This is a genomic window from Allobosea sp. 01N443 (assembly GCF_056399325.1).
The window spans coordinates 1-15,921 of the sequence record NZ_JBFTRC010000124.1 but is presented as its reverse complement, the minus strand read 5'-3'; the positions used below and the strand labels follow the sequence as shown (position 1 = coordinate 15,921).

The window sequence follows — 15,921 nt, the reverse complement described above, 5'->3', positions numbered from 1 at the left end:
AAGGAAGCGACCGTCAAGCGCTTCCACTATGACGATCATCGCCAGTTCGAGGCGCACCTCACAGACTTCGTTGCCGCCTACAATTTCGGCCGCCGGCTGAAGACCCTTAGGGGGCTCACACCCTACGAGTTCATCTGCAAATGCTGGACWTCAGAGCCAGAACGATTCAGGCTCGATCCAATCCATCAAATGCCGGGACTGAACAGCTAGCCTCCCGCGGCAGCCTCAGCCGCTGAAGCCGCCCGCGTCGAGAAATGCGCGCTCTTCGGGTGTCGTGTCCCGGCCGAGAATGGCGTTGCGATGCGGGAAGCGGCCGAAGTCGCGAATGATGTCGCGGTGGATGATCGCGTATTTGGTGCTGTCCTCATCGCCCGAGGCGCGGCTCAGATCGATGCAGCGTTCCTGATGGTCCAGCTCTTCGGAATGCATGAAGGGCATGTAGAAGAAGCGCCGCTCCGGATTGGTGAAGTGCTGGTCGAAGCCGCGGGCGATGGCGCGCTCGGCGACCTCGACAGCGAGATCGTCGCTGGCGAAGGCCTCGGGCGAGCCGCGATACAGGTTGCGTGGAAACTGGTCCAGCAAGATGAGCAGCCCATAGGCGCCTTCGGGGGTCTCTTCCCAAGAGCCGAGCTCGGCCGCCGCGGCGGCGCGCTGGGCCTCGAGAAAGCGATCGCGGATTTCCCGGTCGAAGGCGTCGTCCTTGTCGAACCACTTATCCGGTCCGGCTTGCCGCCAGAAGGCGACGGTCTCGGCGGCCGTAGGCAAGCTCATACTTGTATCTCCAGATCGGATAACGCGTTGTCCATGAAGCGCAATTGCCCCAACCGGTGGGACGGATGGCGGCGCAGATTGACGCATTCCGGGCGGAAGCGAAACCCGGCCGGGCCCGTGTCGAGGATCTTCGCAGGCTGGCCCTTGCGCTCAGAAAAACCTTCCTGTAGAGACCGAACCGTAACGTACGGTACTGATCCTTGAGCGCCACTCCAGATACATCGAGCGAAGGACTGACAGCCCGGCAACAGGCCGTGCTGGATGCTGTGCTTGGCCTGATGGTCGAGAAGGGCGAGCACCTGACGATGACGGCTGTCGCCCGGCGTGCGAGCTGCTCGAAGGAAACCCTCTACAAGTGGTTCGGCGATCGTGACGGCCTGCTGACCGCGACCGTGCAGTGGCAGGCCTCGAAGGTGCGCGCCGGCAATTATGATCGCCAGAAACTCGATGCCCTGACGCTGCGCGATAGCCTGATACGTTTTGCCGCGAACTGGCTTAATGTGATCACCAGCGACACCTCGATTGCACTGAACCGGATTGCCATCAGCCAGGCGGGATCGAAGGCAGGCAATCTCGGCGGGATCGTGCTGGCGAACGGGCGTGTCGCCATTGGCGAACGCCTGAAGCCGGTTCTCGCCGCAGGCCGTGAGGCGGGGCTCCTGGCTTTCGATGATACGGAGACCGCCTTTCGCACATTCCTCGGCCTTGTCGGGCGCGATGTGCAGATCAGGCTGCTGCTGGGTGATGCGCTCGTGCTGAGCCCAGCGGAGAACGAGCGCGATGCAGCGCGCGCGACCGATCAATTCCTCACTCTGTACGGCGCGGTTGAAGCCGCTCCGGGCAAAGAAAAACCCTAACGCGAGACCAAGGAGCAACCTATGCGCGTTTATTACGACCGCGATGCGGACATCAATCTGATCAAGGGCAAGAAAGTCTGCATCGTCGGCTATGGCTCGCAGGGCCATGCCCACGCGCTCAACCTGCGCGATTCCGGCGTGAAGGACGTGATCATCGCCCTGAAGGCCGGCTCGGCCACCCGCAAGAAGGCCGAGGAAGCAGGCTTCAAGGTCATGACCCCGGCCGAGGCCGCCAAGACCGCCGACATCATGATGATGCTGACCCCTGACGAGCTGCAGGGCGACATCTATCGTGACGAACTGCATGGCAACATGAAGGAAGGCGCCGCGCTGCTCTTCGCGCACGGCCTCAACGTGCATTTCAACCTGATCGAGCCGCGCAAGGACCTCGACGTGCTGATGGTCGCGCCGAAGGGCCCCGGCCACACCGTGCGCTCGGAGTATCAGCGCGGCGGCGGCGTGCCGACCCTGATCGCGATCCACCAGGACGCCACCGGCAACGCCCATGATCTCGGCCTGTCTTACGCTTCGGCCAATGGCGGCGGTCGCGCCGGCATCATCGAGACCACCTTCAAGGAAGAGTGCGAGACCGACCTCTTCGGCGAGCAGGTCGTGCTCTGCGGCGGCCTGGTCGAGCTGATCAAGGCTGGCTACGAGACCCTGACCGAGGCCGGCTATGCACCCGAGATGGCCTATTTCGAGTGCCTGCATGAAGTAAAGCTGATCGTCGACCTCATCTATGAGGGCGGCATTGCCAACATGAACTATTCGATCTCGAACACCGCCGAGTTCGGCGAGTATGTCACCGGCCCGCGCATCATCACCGCCGAGACCAAGGCCGAGATGAAGCGCGTGCTGACCGACATCCAGTCGGGCAAGTTCACCCGCGACTGGATGCTCGAGAACAAGGTCAACCAGACCTCGTTCAAGGCCACCCGTGCCCGTATGGCCGCGCACCCGATCGAGGAAGTCGGCGCCAAGCTGCGCGACATGATGCCCTGGATCAAGGCCAAGGCGCTGGTCGACAAGACCAAGAACTGATCGGTCTCAGGCTCCGACTCACGGACTTGGCGAGCCGCTGCAATACCGCTCGCCAAGCGCCTGAGAGGGTTAACAAATCATTGATTCCGAGAGGGCGGATGCAGTAATGTGTCCGCCCTCTCGCCTTTCCGGGCGTGGAACCGGTTCCAGTCCGATGCGTTCGTCGAGGCAGTCGTACGTGGAGGCGGCCATGAGGACGATGAATCTGAACAGTGTCATTGACAGCCCTATCTGTGCKCGGGCCTTGCTTGCAGTGTCGCTCGTGATCGTATTCGCCGCGGTGTTCGGACTTTTCGGATACTGAAGGGCGTTTGCGTCAGACGGCAGGATTTGGCGAAGAACGCGGTACCATCGAAAACGGAAAAGGCCTCCGGCGTTTTGCGCCGGAGGCCTTTCTCCTCGCAGGGATAGCGGGGTCAGAAGGTGATCTTGTCCTTGATGTCGGACTCGACATTCGAGGGCAGGACGCTGCGCTTCACGAGATCATTGAAGTCTTTGAACTTCGCCTTGGAGCGCTCCTCGATGATTTTCTTGGAGCGCGCTTCGCCGATGCCCTTGAGACTGTCGAGTTCGGCGGCGGTCGCGGTGTTGATGTTGATCTTCTTGACCTGAGCGGCGGCTGCGGGCTGTGCAGGCTTGGCGGCTGTGCCAGCGGCGGGCGCTGCGGGCGTCGTGACTGGGGCCGGGGCACGTGCGGGGGCGCTCGGCTGCGTGGCGGGCTGTTGTGCGAAGGCGAAGCCGGCGGTCAGCGCGAGGGCGACGATCGGCGAGATGATGCGCGAAAGGCTCATGGTTGGACTCCATAGTCCTGCCCCGGGAGGGTAGCATCGGACAGGCGCCGGGTCGCCCGCCTCGACAACGCCGGCAGCCTGGAGCCGTTCGGCGTGCCGCGTCAGATCCGCACTGGTGAGTGGCGATATCGCGACGCAACGCCGTCAATTCGCGCCTTCTGGCCTGAACCCGCCCTGAATGCGCCGTTCAGTGTTCGGACGGTTTTCGGGATCAGCGCGTGACGAACTCGGCCAGCCGTCCGGCACCATAGAGCAGGCCAAAGCCCCATGCGAAAGACGCGGCCCAGTTGGCGAGCTGGAACGGCAGGAACGGCATCTTCACGATGCCGGCGACGATGGCGATGACCGCCCGCAGCGGCCCGAAGAAGTGGCCAATGAGAATGCTGAAGATGCCCCATTTCTCGAAGAAGGCATGTCCCTTCTCGAGCAGTTCAGGGTTCTTCTTGAGCGGCCAGGTTTCTCCGATGCGCGGGCCGAGCACGATGCCGGCCCAATAGGAGATCCAGAAGCCGCAACCCGCGCCGAGCGAGGCCGCGAAAGCCAGCGGAACCAGGTCGAGACCGGAGGCTCCCGCCGCCGCGCCGAAGGCGGTGAAGAACACCGTGGCGGGTACGAGCCAGGACAGCACCGCCACACATTCGGCGAAGGCCACCAGAAAGACGATCGGGATCGCCCATTGCTGGTTGGTGCGCATGAACTCGACGAGTCCCTGCATCAGGCTTTCGAGTTGCTGCATGAGGGTCGAGATCTTTCAGGCCAACGCGCTGGCTTATCGCTGTCTCGGGCCGTGGATGCAACAGCTGCGCGCTGCGGCGAATCTGCCGGGCAAGACCAAGGTTGGGTTGCCTTCCGGAGGCGATCACCTAGAGTTTCGTCAAACGAACGCGATATTCGGCCAGGGCGCTTGGCGCAGCAGGCCGTTGGGGAACGCTTTATGGAGCTTCAAGACCGCCTGCACGCTTATGCGGGCCCTGCTGGCGTGCCCGGGGCGGATACCGCGCCAGCTGTCAATCTCAGCGGCATCGACATCACCTTCCAGCTTGCAGGCGGGCATCGCTACAAGGCGGTGACTGGCATCGATCTCACCGTCTCGGCCGGGGAGTTCGTTTCGGTCGTGGGGCCGACCGGCTGTGGAAAGTCGACCTTGCTCAATGCTGCGGCCGGGCTGCTGACCCCGTCTGCCGGCAAGGTCGGGATATTCGGCAAGCCGCTCGCGGGGCTGAATGTACGCGCGGGCTATCTCTTCCAGCAGGACGCGCTGATGCCGTGGAAGACGGCGCTGCAGAATGTCGCCGTGGCGCTGGAGCCGATGGGCGTGCCGGCTGCGGAGGCCGATGCGCGTGCCCGCGACTGGCTCGGCCGTGTCGGTCTGCGCGCTTTCGTCGATCGTTATCCGCATATGCTTTCGGGGGGGCAGCGCAAGCGCGTCAGCCTCGCGCAGATGCTGATCCGCAATCCCGAGATTTTGCTGATGGACGAGCCGTTCGGACCGCTCGATGCGCAGACCCGGCAGATCATGGGCAACCTGCTGCTGGATCTCTGGTCGAAGGATCGAAAGGCGTTGATCTTCGTCACCCATGATCTCGAGGAGGCGATCGCGCTCTCCGACCGCGTCGTGGTGATGTCGGCGGGGCCGGCCGCCGGAATCGTCGCCGATTACAGGGTCACCCTGCCGCGCCCGCGCGACATCGCCGAGATCCGGCTGGAAAAGGCCTTCCACGAGATCCATCGCGACATCTGGTCGTCGCTGCGCATCGAGGTGCAGAAGGCTTACGCCATGGGCGAAGGCAAGGAACTGGTGCAGGGAGACGCCTCGTGAACCGCCTGACGCTCCTTGCACTGCAGATTCTCGTCGCGGTCGTGTTCCTGCTGATCTGGCACGTCTTCACCGTCTATCCGCTGCTCGGCGACACCAAGACAATCCAGTTCTTCTTCTCGACGCCGCTGCAGGTCCTCGGTCGGACCTGGACCCAGCTCACCGGCGGCGACATCTATTTCCATCTCGGCATCACGCTGACCGAGACCGTGCTCGCCTTCGTCATCGGCTCGGCGGCGGGCGTCTTCTTCGGCTTCACCTTCGCGCGCCGGCAGCTGATGGCGGCGGTGTTCGACCCCTATATCAAGGCGGCCAATGCGCTGCCGCGCGTGGTGCTGGCGCCGATCTTCGCGCTCTGGTTCGGCCTCGGCATCTGGTCGAAGGTGGCGCTCGGCTTCACGCTGGTCTTCTTCATCGTCTTCTTCAACGTCTACCAGGGCGTCCGCGAGGTCTCGCCGACGGTACTCGCCAATGCCCGCATGCTCGGCATGAACGAGCGCCAGCTCTTCCGCCATGTCTACTGGCCGTCGGCCCTGACCTGGATGTTCTCCTCGCTGCACACCTCTGTCGGCTTTGCGCTGGTCGGTGCGGTTGTCGGCGAATATCTCGGCTCGTCGGCCGGTCTCGGCTACAAGATCCACGAGGCCGAGAGCGTCTTCGATGTCACCGGCGTGTTCTCCGGCATGCTGATCCTGGCGCTCTTCGTCATCGTGATCGATTCGCTTGTCACCTTCGTCGAGAAGCGCCTGCTGGTCTGGCGACCGGGACAGAGCGCGACCACGACGACTTAGATCATCAGGCCGGATATCGTATCCAGTCTGATGATCTAGTCATCTGTATTTGCATCGGCCTTCCCGAAGACCGTAATCCACTTTTCGGGCCRATGCTTTAGGCTGGCGCGGCCGGTTCACCCCGCGCTTGCTGTCTTGGGGCGCTGCCGAGGAGCCTTGAGCCCGACAGCGGCGCTGTTTTCGATCAGGGTCAGGAAAGCTGTCGCGACCGGGCGAAGCGTCTCCGCCGGCGGCGATACGGCGTGCAAGGTGCGACGGAGATTCGGGCGAAGGGGGATCCCAACCACGCCGCGGCTGTCGTCGAGGGCCAGCTCGGGCATGATCGTCAGGCCGAGCCCTTCACGCACCATACTGAGCAAGGTCGCGTTGTCGCGCACGAGGCAGGCGATCTCGGGATGGCTGGCTGCTGCTGTCAGGAGTTCCTGGATGAGCGTTTCGCAGCCCCCTCCCGAGAGCAGCATGCGTTGCCCGTCCAGGGCAGCGAGCGGGAGCGAGGCCCGGGATGCAAGCTCGTGGTCGGCGGGAACAACGACGAGGTAGTCGTCGGAATAGACCGGGCGGGCTGCCAGTTCGGGATGGGTACGGCTGGTGATGCCGATCTCGACCACGCCGGCCTGGATCCAGGCGGTGACCTCCGGATCCGTCCCCTCATACAAGCTCACCGTGATGCCGGGATGCTCGGTGCGCAGGCGCCGCAGCCATGCGGGCAGCAGCCGGACGGCTGCGCTCTGTACGACGCCGATCCGCAAGGTGCCGCTCAACTTGCCGGCAAGTCCGCTGCACGTGCCGAGCCGTTCGACGGCCGCGAGTACCGCACGCGTCTCGACAAGGGCCGCTTCGCCGGCTGCCGTCAGCACCAATCCATCGCGGCCGCGTAGCAGCAAGGCGGTGTCCAACGCCCGTTCCAGCCCCGCGACCGCCTGGCTCACGGCTGACTGCGACAGGCAGAGGCGGTCGGCTGCCACCGTGAAGCCGCCATGTTCGACGACGCCGGCGAAACAACGCAGCTGCACCAGAGTGACATTAGGTGGCATGATCGAGGGGTATTCCAAGGATTAATTGGACTGATCTTGTCCACGTCCTTAACCCGGCCATCGCAACACACTCAAGGCCCGGGATGGGGCTCGATGACCGCCGTATCAGACAGATTGACCGTGGGCCTGGCCCAGATCGCTCCGGTATGGCTCGATCGCGATGCCACCCTGGGGAAGGTGGCCAACTGGATCGCGCGCGCCGCCGCGGCAGGGTGCGGCTTCGTCGCGTTCGGGGAGGCGCTGGTGCCGGGTTATCCCTTCTGGATCGAACATACCGACGGGGCGCGCTTTGAATCGTCGCTGCAGAAGGAGATTCACGCGCATTATCTGGATCAGGCCGTTCAGATCGAGGCCGGCCATCTGGCTGCGGTCTGCGCTGCGGCGCAGCGCGGCGGCATCGCCGTCATGCTCGGCATCATCGAGCGGCCGGCAGATCGCGGCGGGCACAGCGTCTATTGCTCGCGCGTGCATATCGGTGCGGATGGCATGATCGCGTCGGTGCATCGCAAGCTGATGCCGACCTATGAAGAGAGGCTGAGCTGGGCGCCGGGCGACGGACATGGTCTTCAGGTGCACCGTGTCGGGGCCTTCACGGTTGGCGGGCTGAACTGCTTCGAGAACTGGATGCCGCTGTCGCGAGCAGCGCTGTACGCGCAGGGTGAGAATCTGCATGTGGCGCTTTGGCCGGGGAACCTCCGCAACACGGTGGATACGACCTGCTTCCTGGCGCGCGAGGGACGCAGCTACGTGCTGGCGGTCTCGGGACTGATGCGCAAGCAGGATGTGCCGGCCGGCAGTCCTGCTGCTGCCATGCTGGAAACCTGCCCCGAGATCCTCGCTGATGGCGGCTCCGGCATCGCCGGCCCTGACGGCAAATGGGTGATCGAGCCCGTGACGGGGCGCGAGGAGCTTCTCGTTGCGACGCTTGATCATCGCGAGGTCAGGCGCGAGCGCCAGAATTTCGATCAGGCCGGACACTATGCCCGCCCGGATGTGACACGCCTCGTCGTCAACCGGACCCGGCAGGGCGTTGCGTCCTTTCGGGATGAGGGGACGCTATAGCGACGCGGGCTCACCGGCGTTCGCCTGGGGGCTCAGACGAAAGTTGCGCCCCGGGCCTCGGGCTGATCGGGGAGGCGAAGGTTGCCCGTGCCGGGCAATCTCGCCTATCGTCGGGGCCGACTGCGCCAGTTCAGAAGCGCAAACCGATCCCATCAGGAGGAAATTCGATGAGCTTCACCCGTCGCGGCGCGCTGGCCGCGCTCGCCTTGTCCACCTCTCTCGGCTTCGTGCCGTTTGGCGCAGAGGCCCAGACGGCCGAGAAGCCGAATGTCACGCTCGGCGTCGGCGGCAAGCAGCTGCTCTATTATCTTCCGCTGACGGTCGCGGAGAAGAAGGGCTTCTTCAAGGAGCAGGGGCTCGACGTCACGATCAACGATTTCGGCGGTGGCGCGAAGTCGTTGCAGGCCCTCGTCGGCGGCTCGGTCGATGTCGTGACCGGCGCCTATGAGCATACCATCCGGATGCAGGCCAAGGGGCAGGACATCCGCGCCGTGGTTGAGCTCGGGCGTTTCCCGGCGATCACCATCGCCGTGCGCAAGGAGCTTGCCGACAAGGTCAAATCCGCGGCCGATTTCAAGGGCTTGAAGATCGGCGTCACCGCGCCCGGCTCCTCGACCTCGCTGACCGCGCAATATGCCATGGTCAAGGCCGGCCTGAAGGCGACCGACGCGCCGATCATCGGTGTCGGTGCCGGCGCCAGCGCCGTTGCCGCGATCAAGCAAGGCCAGGTCGATATCATCTCGCATCTCGATCCCGTGACCTCGAAGCTCGAAGCGGATGGCGATGTCGTGGCGCTGATCGACACCCGCACCGAGGCCGGCACCAAGGCGCTGTTCGGCGGTTCAAACCCTGCTGCCGTGCTCTATCTCAAGAATGATTTCGCCGAGAAGAACCCGGTCACGACGCAGAAACTCGTCAACGCGCTGGTCAAGTCCCTGAAATGGCTGGAGACGGCCAAGCCCGAGGATGTCGCCGATCTCGTCCCCGCCGAATACCATCTCGGCGACAAGCCGCTCTATCTGCGCGCCGTCAAGAATTCGCAGGAAAGTTATTCGCGCACCGGCATTTCCACGCCAGATGCGATGAAGAGCATGTATGACTCGCTGAAACTGCTCGATCCTGAGCTTGCGACCTCGAATGTCGACCTGAACAAGACCTTCATCGACAGCTTCGCGAAGAAGGCCGCCGCCGGATCGTAGTCTCTCGACTCCTTTCTGCAGGCCGGTCAAACTCGGCTCTTCCATTGGGAGAGCCGAGATGACCGAGCGCGCTGCGATCGAGACCTTGCTCCTGAGCGCCTATGAGGCGCGTGTGCAGGGGGATCTTGATGGAGTGATGGCCTTCTTCCATCCCGATTGCCGGTTCCATTTCATGGGAGCGGAGGATCTCGGGCCCATGTGCAGCCCCCAGACGGGCTGTGCCGCGGTTCGGGAGCAGATGGCCGGGCTGATCGGCACGTTCGCCTTTTCGAAGTTCAGGACGCTGGGGCTGCTCGTCGAAGGCGCTCGCGCCTCGTTTCACTGGAGCGCCGATGTCACCCATGTGCCGACCGGTCGTACCCAGAGCTTCGAGGCGGTCGATCTGGTCACTGTGGAAGACGGCAAGGTGCGAAGCCTGACGCAGTTCACCGACACGGCCAGCGTGATGCGTCTCGGCTCTGCCTGATCGCCGTTTGTCATCGCCTGCATCAACGCTTTCGATTTGCTCCCGGCGCGGCAACCGCTAGGTTCGCCGCGTCGTTTCGTTGAAGGCTTATGCTGCGCGCCATGAACATCCTCTCGATCCAGTCCCATGTCGCTTTTGGCCATGTCGGCAACGCCTCCGCCGTTTTCCCGATGCAGCGACTTGGGGTCGAGGTCTGGCCGATCCATACCGTGCAATTCTCGAATCACACGGGCTACGGGGACTGGAAGGGCCGGGTCTTCGAGGKCGGCATGATCGACGAGGTGATGGAAGGCATTGCCGAACGTGGCGTGCTGCCGGGCTGCGACGGCGTGCTCTCCGGCTATATGGGATCGGCCGATATCGGCCACGCCATCCTGTCTGCCGTCGAACGTGTCCGCGCGGCCAATCCCGATGCGCTCTATTGCTGCGATCCGGTGATCGGCGATGTCGGGCGCGGCATTTTCGTGCGGCCGGGCATTCCCGAATTCATGCGCGAACAGGCGGTGCCGGCTGCCGATATCGTCACGCCGAACCAGTTCGAGCTCGAACTCCTGACGGATATCGAGGTGAAGACCATCGCCGACGCGCACCGCGCCGTCGAAACGCTGCGCGATGCCGGCCCGAAAGTCGTGCTGGTGACATCRCTGGTCACGGAAGAAACGCCGGCGGACGCGATCGACCTGATGGCGGCCGACGCCAAGGGCGCCTTCCGGGTGCGCACGCCGAAGATCGATATCAGCGTCAACGGTGCGGGCGATGCGATCGCCGCCCTCTTCTTTGTCCACTACATGCGCGAGGGATCGGCTGCCGCTGCCCTCAGCAAGGCCTCGTCCTCGATCTACGGCCTGCTGAAGCGGACGAAGGAGGCCGGCTCGCGCGAGATCCTGACGGTCGCCGCGCAGGACGAGTTCGTGACGCCTTCGCAGCTCTTCACGCCCGAAGCGATCTGAGCCGCAGGCTGAATTCGATGAAACTGCGCGTCGGCACCTTCAATGTCGAAAACCTGCTGACGCGCCACCGCTTCGAGAATGGCGGACGCATCGACACCTCTGCGGCGATGTCGCTGTTTCATTTTCCGCGCGCCGACCAGCGCGATGCCGTCGAGCGCTCGCTCGCGGTGGCGCTTGAGGACGACAAGCGCCAGATGACGGCGCTCGCCATCGCCGAGGCGCAAGCCGATATCTGGATGCTGCAGGAAGTGGATTCGCTCGCGAGCCTGCAGGCGTTCTTTGCCAATTACGTCCATCGCATCGCCGATTACCGCTACGGCCATTTCGCCCTGATCGACGGCAATGACAGGCGCGACATCGATATCGGCTTTGGCGCCCGGCGCGATCTGCTGGCGCCCCCGGCGGTCCGTGTCGTCTCGCACAAGGACCTCAGCTTCGGCCAGGCCGGCGCTTATGATCCTTCGCTCGCGCGGTTCGGCATCAGGCCGGGCGACAGGGTCTTTGCCCGCGATTGCCTCGCTGTCGAGCTGAGCTTCGGTGACCGTTCGCTGACGCTCTTCGGTTGCCATTTCAAGTCGATGAACAACGGCCGCGACGATGGCCGGCAGGAGACCCTGCCGATCCGGCGGGCGGAGGCCCTGGCCGTCAGGCACATCGTCAAGACCTGGTTCGGGGCGTCTTGGCGCGAAGCCAACTGGATCGTGCTGGGCGATCTCAACGGTTATCGCCATGGCCTTGGCCCACTTGGCGAGCTGGTCGACGAAGGGGATAGCGGCATCGAGCCGTTGCTCGAGGATTTCGCTGTCGACCCGATCATGCATCTGCCCCAGCATGAGCGCTGGACGCATTTCCGGCGCTACTGGTCGGAGGCCGAACAGCGGCTCATCGATAGCCATATGCCGCTGGACCATATCCTGCTGTCGCCGGCGCTGGCGGCTGCGAACCCCAATCCGGCCATGCAGATGATCCGGCGAGGTTTGCCCTATCGCGTGCCGCTCGATCCGCGCGAGCCCGATCGTTCGATGGCGCGGCTGGCGACCTGCAGCGACCGCTATCCGCGCGTGGGCTGGGACAGGCCAAAGGCGTCGGATCATTGCCCGCTGACCATCGATCTGGTCGTGCCTACCACCAAGGGAGGGTTGCCGTGAAACGCCGCTTCGTCACGCTCGATGTCTTCACCGGGGCACGTCACGCCGGCAACCCTTTGGCGGTGGTGCTGGACGCAGAGGGCCTCGACACCGAGGCGATGCAGGCGATCACGCGCGAATTCAACCTGTCCGAGACGGTCTTCGTCGCGCCGCCCGCCCACCCGGCCAACCGTGCCGCCATTCGGATTTTCACGCCGGGCCGGGAGCTGCCATTCGCCGGCCATCCAACCGTCGGCACAGCCATCCTGCTCGCTCTCCACGATGCCCAGGCGGGCAGGGAAAACGACAAGCTCGTCCTGGAGGAGCGGATCGGTGCCGTCTCCTGCGACGTCTCGGTCGGGAATGATCAGGGCAGGGCGACCTTCACCTTGCCGCGCTTGCCGGAGCGGATCGGAGAGGCGGCATCGCCAGTGGAGCTTGCAACTGCGCTCGGGCTCGATCCAGCCGAGATCGGCTTCGATGCCCATGAGCCAGGCGTATTCTCCGGTGGCGTCGGCTTCACTCTGGTTCCGGTGGCGGGTCTGGAGGCGATGGGCCGAATCACGCTCGACATGATGCGGTGGAATACGGTGATGAAGCCGGCCGAGCATCCCAACGCCTTCGTCTATTGCCGGCAGACCCGCGATGCGGGCCATCACTTCCATGCCCGCATGTTCGCGCCAGGGATGGGCATCGGCGAAGACCCCGCGACCGGTGGCGCAGCCGCCGCCTTCTCCGCCGCCGTGATGGCCTTCGATCGTCCCGGCGATGGCGAGCACCGCCTCGTCATCGAGCAAGGGTACGAGATGGGACGGCCGTCGCAGATCGAACTCACTCTGCGGGTCGAGCGCGGTGGACTCGTTTCGGCCAGCATTGGCGGCGAAGCTGTGCTGGTGAGCGAGGGCGTGCTGCTGTGAGTGGGACCGAATGATGAATGGTGTTGTCGACGGGACGATCGTTCCGCTTGCGCGGGTCGAGGCCGTGGTCGAGCCGCATGACTGGGTCTTCGCGCGGGAGAACCACACTGCCATTGCCGCGCATTGGGCCAGGATCAGCGCCGGCAAGCCGGCGATGTTCAATGGCCGGATCATGCTGCAGCATCGCGGCGCGATCGCGGATGGCGTGTTCAGCGCACGCTATTTCGAGACGGATTACGCCGCCTTCATGACCTGGCGCGATCTTGGCCATCCCGGCCCGGTGGTCCGCAACGGCTATGCGATGGCGGCCCTGAGGGCGGCGGATGGCGCCTTTCTCTGCGGCGTGATGGGCGACCACACCGYCAATGCGGGCAAAGTCTATTTCGCCGCCGGTACGCCGGATCGCGAAGATCTCAGGGACGACGGCATGCTCGACCTTGCCGGCAGCGTCACCCGCGAACTCTGCGAGGAGACCGGACTGACCTTGGGCGAAATCGACGTCGATGAAAGCTGGACGGCGGTGATCCTGACGGGGCGCGTCGCCTTCATGCGGCCGGTGGCGCTGTCCTGGTCGGCCGAGGAGGCGCGCGAGATCATGCTGTCACGCATCAAGCAGCAGGCGGAGCCGGAACTCTCCGACATCGTGATTGTGCGCAATCTTGCCGAGAGCGACCATCTCGACATGCCGCCCTTCATGCGGCGCTATCTCGCCCATATCTACGCTCAAGACTGACCTTCCCCTGTTTTTTCCGGAACGGAACGAGATGACCGCGCCAGAAGCCTTGCCGCTACCCGTCGACAATCCCTTCGCCGCCGTCTGGGAGACACCCTTCGGCCTGCCACCCTTCGCGGTGATCAAGCCTGAACACATCACGCCGGCTTTCGAGGCGGCTCTGGCCAAGCACAAGTCGGAGATCGCGGCGATCTCCGACGATCCGGCAGTGCCTGAATTCGCCAACGTGATCGAAGCGCTGGAACGGTCGGGCCGCGCGCTCAGCCGCGTCGGCGGTGTCTTCTACAATCTCGCCGGGGCTGACACGAACGAGGCGCTGCAGGCGATCGAACGCGAGATGTCACCGGTCACCTCGCGGCACTGGTCGGCAATCATGATGGACCCGGCCCTGTTCGCCCGCGTCGATGCGGTCTTCGCGAAGCGCGAGAATCTGGGACTGGACGCCGAACAGAAGCGCCTGCTGGAGCGGACCTATCGCGGCTTCGTTCGCTCGGGTGCGCAGCTTGGTCCCGAGGAAAAGAAACGCCTTGCCGCGATCAACGAGCGGCTGGCGGGGCTCGGCACGCAGTTCAGCCAGAACGTGCTCAAGGATGAGGCCTCCTATGCGCTTGTCCTCGATGACGAGGCCAAGCTCGCGGGCGTGCCGCCCTTCCTGCGGGCGGCGATGGCCCATGCCGCTGGCGACCGGGGCCATGATGGCAAGCATGCGGTTACACTTTCACGTTCGATCATCGAGCCCTTCCTGACTTTCTCCACCCGCCGCGAGCTCCGCGAGGAGGCCTTCGTGGCCTGGAGCAAGCGCGGCGAGAATGGCGGCGAGACGGATAACCGCGCCATCGTCGCGGAGATGGTGGCTTTGCGTGCCGAGAAGGCGAAGCTGCTCGGCTTCGAGACCTTCGCGCATTTCAAGCTCGACGATTCCATGGCCAAGACGCCGGAGAATGTCCGGGGGCTGCTCGAACTGGTCTGGAAGCCGGCCAAGGCGCGGGCTGCGAAGGAAGCGGCTGACCTTGCCCTGCTCGCGCAGGAGGAGGGCGAGAATGGCCCGATCCGACCGTGGGACTGGCGCCACTATGCCGAGAAGGTGCGCCAGAAGACCTATGCGCTCGATGAGGCGGTGCTGAAGCCTTATCTCCAGCTCGACCGCATCATCGCTGCAGCCTTCGACACCGCGGGCAAGCTCTTCGGCCTGACCTTCGAGGAGAAGCACGATCTCGCTGGCTATCATCCCGATGTCCGCGTCTTTGAGGTCCGCGACGTGGGCGGCCGGCATATCGGGCTCTTCCTCGGTGATTATTTCGCCCGCGCATCGAAACGTTCGGGCGCCTGGATGAGCGCCTATCGCGGCCAGCGGAGGCTCGGCGGCGAGGTTCGCCCGATCATCGTCAATGTCTGCAATTTCGCGAAGCCCGCGGCCGGCAAGCCGGCGCTGCTTTCGATCGACGATGCGCGCACCCTGTTCCATGAATTCGGACATGCCCTGCATGGGCTGTTGTCCGATGTGACCTATGGCTCGCTCGCCGGCACCTCGGTCTCGCGCGATTTCGTCGAGTTGCCCTCCCAGCTTTACGAGCACTGGTTCCTGACGCGCGAGGTGATGCAGGCCTATTGCCTGCATGCCGAGACCGGCGAGCCGATCCCCGAGGGGCTGATCGACAAGATCAAGAAGGCGCAGACCTTCAACCAGGGCTTTGCGACGGTGGAATACACCTCCTCGGCGCTGGTCGACCTCGCCTTCCATTCGCTGAAGGATCCGGCAACGGTCGATCCGCTTGCCTTCGAGGCAGCAGAGCTGGAGCGTATCGGCATGCCGGCCGAGATCATCATGCGTCACCGCACGCCGCATTTCACCCATGTCTTCTCGGGCGACGGCTATTCGGCCGGCTATTACAGCTATCTCTGGTCCGAGGTAATGGATGCCGACGCCTTCAATGCCTTCATCGAGGCTGGAGACGTCTTCGCTGCCGATGTCGCCGCCAAGCTGAAGCGTTTCATCTATTCGGCGGGCGATACGCGTGATCCGGCAGAGGCCTACACGCTCTTCAGGGGCAGGCTGCCCACGCCCGATGCGCTGCTGGAGAAGCGAGGCCTGGCGGCGTAGGCGAAGCGCAGGCTCTCCCTGTCACGCGGGCCATCCGCGTCTTGAACCGCCGGGGGCGAAGCGTGGAGCTTGGAGGGAAGTACAGGTGGTCGGGACAAGCCCGACCACGACGCGTGCTGCAGACTAGACTAGATGCCGTAATGGGCCGGCGCTTCGAATAGCCATTTTGGGTGGCTGTCCCTCAGAATGATGGTGTTGAAAACGAGGTCCGAGCGATCGGCCTCAAGCATCATGAGAGGAACAGCCGTGGAGCATTATGCTGGAA

General features: G+C 64.1%; 17 protein-coding genes. 13 read left to right on the top strand and 4 right to left on the bottom strand.

Features of this window, described 5'->3' with window-relative positions; genetic code table 11:
• Positions 1-210, top strand: a 210-nt coding sequence (locus AC1DRP_RS24715) for an IS3 family transposase (RefSeq protein ID WP_476769809.1), incomplete at its 5' end; no start/stop codon positions are given.
• 15 nt (positions 211-225) lie between these two features.
• Here the strand turns inward: AC1DRP_RS24715 and AC1DRP_RS24710 are convergent.
• Entirely contained in the window at positions 226-771 is a 546-nt protein-coding gene (locus AC1DRP_RS24710) for a DUF924 family protein (protein WP_441508445.1), read from the bottom strand.
• A gap of 200 nt (positions 772-971) precedes the next feature.
• Here AC1DRP_RS24710 and AC1DRP_RS24705 point away from each other — a divergent pair, with 200 nt between their 5' ends.
• Together AC1DRP_RS24705 and ilvC are read left to right on the top strand one after the other, a co-directional pair.
• A complete protein-coding gene (locus AC1DRP_RS24705) occupies positions 972-1,628 on the top strand; it encodes a TetR/AcrR family transcriptional regulator C-terminal domain-containing protein (RefSeq protein WP_441508444.1) in 657 nt (218 codons plus the stop codon).
• 21 nt (positions 1,629-1,649) lie between these two features.
• Positions 1,650-2,669, top strand: coding sequence for a ketol-acid reductoisomerase (gene ilvC, locus AC1DRP_RS24700; RefSeq protein WP_043237478.1), 1,020 nt, complete (start codon positions 1,650-1,652; stop codon positions 2,667-2,669).
• 416 nt (positions 2,670-3,085) lie between these two features.
• On the opposite strand, the gene AC1DRP_RS24695 is transcribed toward ilvC, so the two are convergent.
• Together AC1DRP_RS24695 and AC1DRP_RS24690 are read right to left on the bottom strand one after the other, a co-directional pair.
• Entirely contained in the window at positions 3,086-3,460 is a 375-nt protein-coding gene (locus AC1DRP_RS24695; RefSeq protein ID WP_441508443.1) for a ComEA family DNA-binding protein, read from the bottom strand.
• A gap of 211 nt (positions 3,461-3,671) precedes the next feature.
• A complete protein-coding gene (locus tag AC1DRP_RS24690) occupies positions 3,672-4,196 on the bottom strand; it encodes a DedA family protein (RefSeq protein WP_441508442.1) in 525 nt (174 codons plus the stop codon).
• Between the two features lie 198 nt (positions 4,197-4,394).
• Between AC1DRP_RS24690 and AC1DRP_RS24685 the strand changes: the two genes are divergently transcribed.
• Both AC1DRP_RS24685 and AC1DRP_RS24680 read left to right on the top strand, forming a co-directional pair.
• Positions 4,395-5,279, top strand: a complete 885-nt coding sequence (locus tag AC1DRP_RS24685) for an ABC transporter ATP-binding protein (protein ID WP_476769808.1) — start codon at positions 4,395-4,397, stop codon at positions 5,277-5,279.
• A complete protein-coding gene (locus AC1DRP_RS24680) occupies positions 5,276-6,067 on the top strand; it encodes an ABC transporter permease (RefSeq protein ID WP_441489247.1) in 792 nt (263 codons plus the stop codon). The genes AC1DRP_RS24685 and AC1DRP_RS24680 overlap by 4 nt, the downstream gene beginning before the upstream one ends.
• A gap of 116 nt (positions 6,068-6,183) precedes the next feature.
• Here AC1DRP_RS24680 and AC1DRP_RS24675 read toward each other — a convergent pair whose 3' ends face one another.
• Positions 6,184-7,101, bottom strand: a complete 918-nt coding sequence (locus AC1DRP_RS24675) for a LysR family transcriptional regulator (RefSeq protein WP_476769807.1) — start codon at positions 7,099-7,101, stop codon at positions 6,184-6,186.
• A 93-nt stretch (positions 7,102-7,194) separates the two neighbouring features.
• Here AC1DRP_RS24675 and AC1DRP_RS24670 point away from each other — a divergent pair, with 93 nt between their 5' ends.
• From AC1DRP_RS24670 to AC1DRP_RS24635, 8 genes are all read left to right on the top strand, one after another.
• Positions 7,195-8,163 (top strand): carbon-nitrogen hydrolase family protein, encoded by a 969-nt coding sequence (locus AC1DRP_RS24670; protein ID WP_476769806.1) that lies wholly within the window; start codon positions 7,195-7,197, stop codon positions 8,161-8,163.
• Positions 8,164-8,330: 167 nt separating this feature from the next.
• Complete coding sequence (locus AC1DRP_RS24665; protein WP_476769805.1) at positions 8,331-9,362, top strand: ABC transporter substrate-binding protein; 1,032 nt, start codon at positions 8,331-8,333, stop codon at positions 9,360-9,362.
• Positions 9,363-9,420: 58 nt separating this feature from the next.
• Positions 9,421-9,828: a nuclear transport factor 2 family protein gene (locus AC1DRP_RS24660; protein ID WP_441508440.1), complete on the top strand. Its 408-nt coding sequence runs from the start codon at positions 9,421-9,423 to the stop codon at positions 9,826-9,828.
• 101 nt (positions 9,829-9,929) lie between these two features.
• Positions 9,930-10,778, top strand: coding sequence for a pyridoxal kinase PdxY (gene pdxY / locus AC1DRP_RS24655; protein ID WP_476769804.1), 849 nt, complete (start codon positions 9,930-9,932; stop codon positions 10,776-10,778).
• A gap of 17 nt (positions 10,779-10,795) precedes the next feature.
• On the top strand, positions 10,796-11,926 hold the full coding sequence (locus AC1DRP_RS24650) for an endonuclease/exonuclease/phosphatase family protein (protein ID WP_476769803.1): 1,131 nt from the start codon (positions 10,796-10,798) through the stop codon (positions 11,924-11,926).
• The gene (locus AC1DRP_RS24645) at positions 11,923-12,822 is read left to right on the top strand and encodes a PhzF family phenazine biosynthesis protein (protein ID WP_476769802.1); all 900 of its coding nucleotides are present in this window, start codon (positions 11,923-11,925) and stop codon (positions 12,820-12,822) included. Before AC1DRP_RS24650 ends, AC1DRP_RS24645 begins: the two co-directional genes overlap by 4 nt.
• Before the next feature lie 13 nt (positions 12,823-12,835).
• A complete protein-coding gene (locus AC1DRP_RS24640) occupies positions 12,836-13,555 on the top strand; it encodes an NUDIX hydrolase (RefSeq protein ID WP_476769801.1) in 720 nt (239 codons plus the stop codon).
• Between the two features lie 31 nt (positions 13,556-13,586).
• Complete coding sequence (locus AC1DRP_RS24635; RefSeq protein WP_476769800.1) at positions 13,587-15,656, top strand: M3 family metallopeptidase; 2,070 nt, start codon at positions 13,587-13,589, stop codon at positions 15,654-15,656.
• The last annotated feature ends 265 nt before the right edge of the window (positions 15,657-15,921 follow it).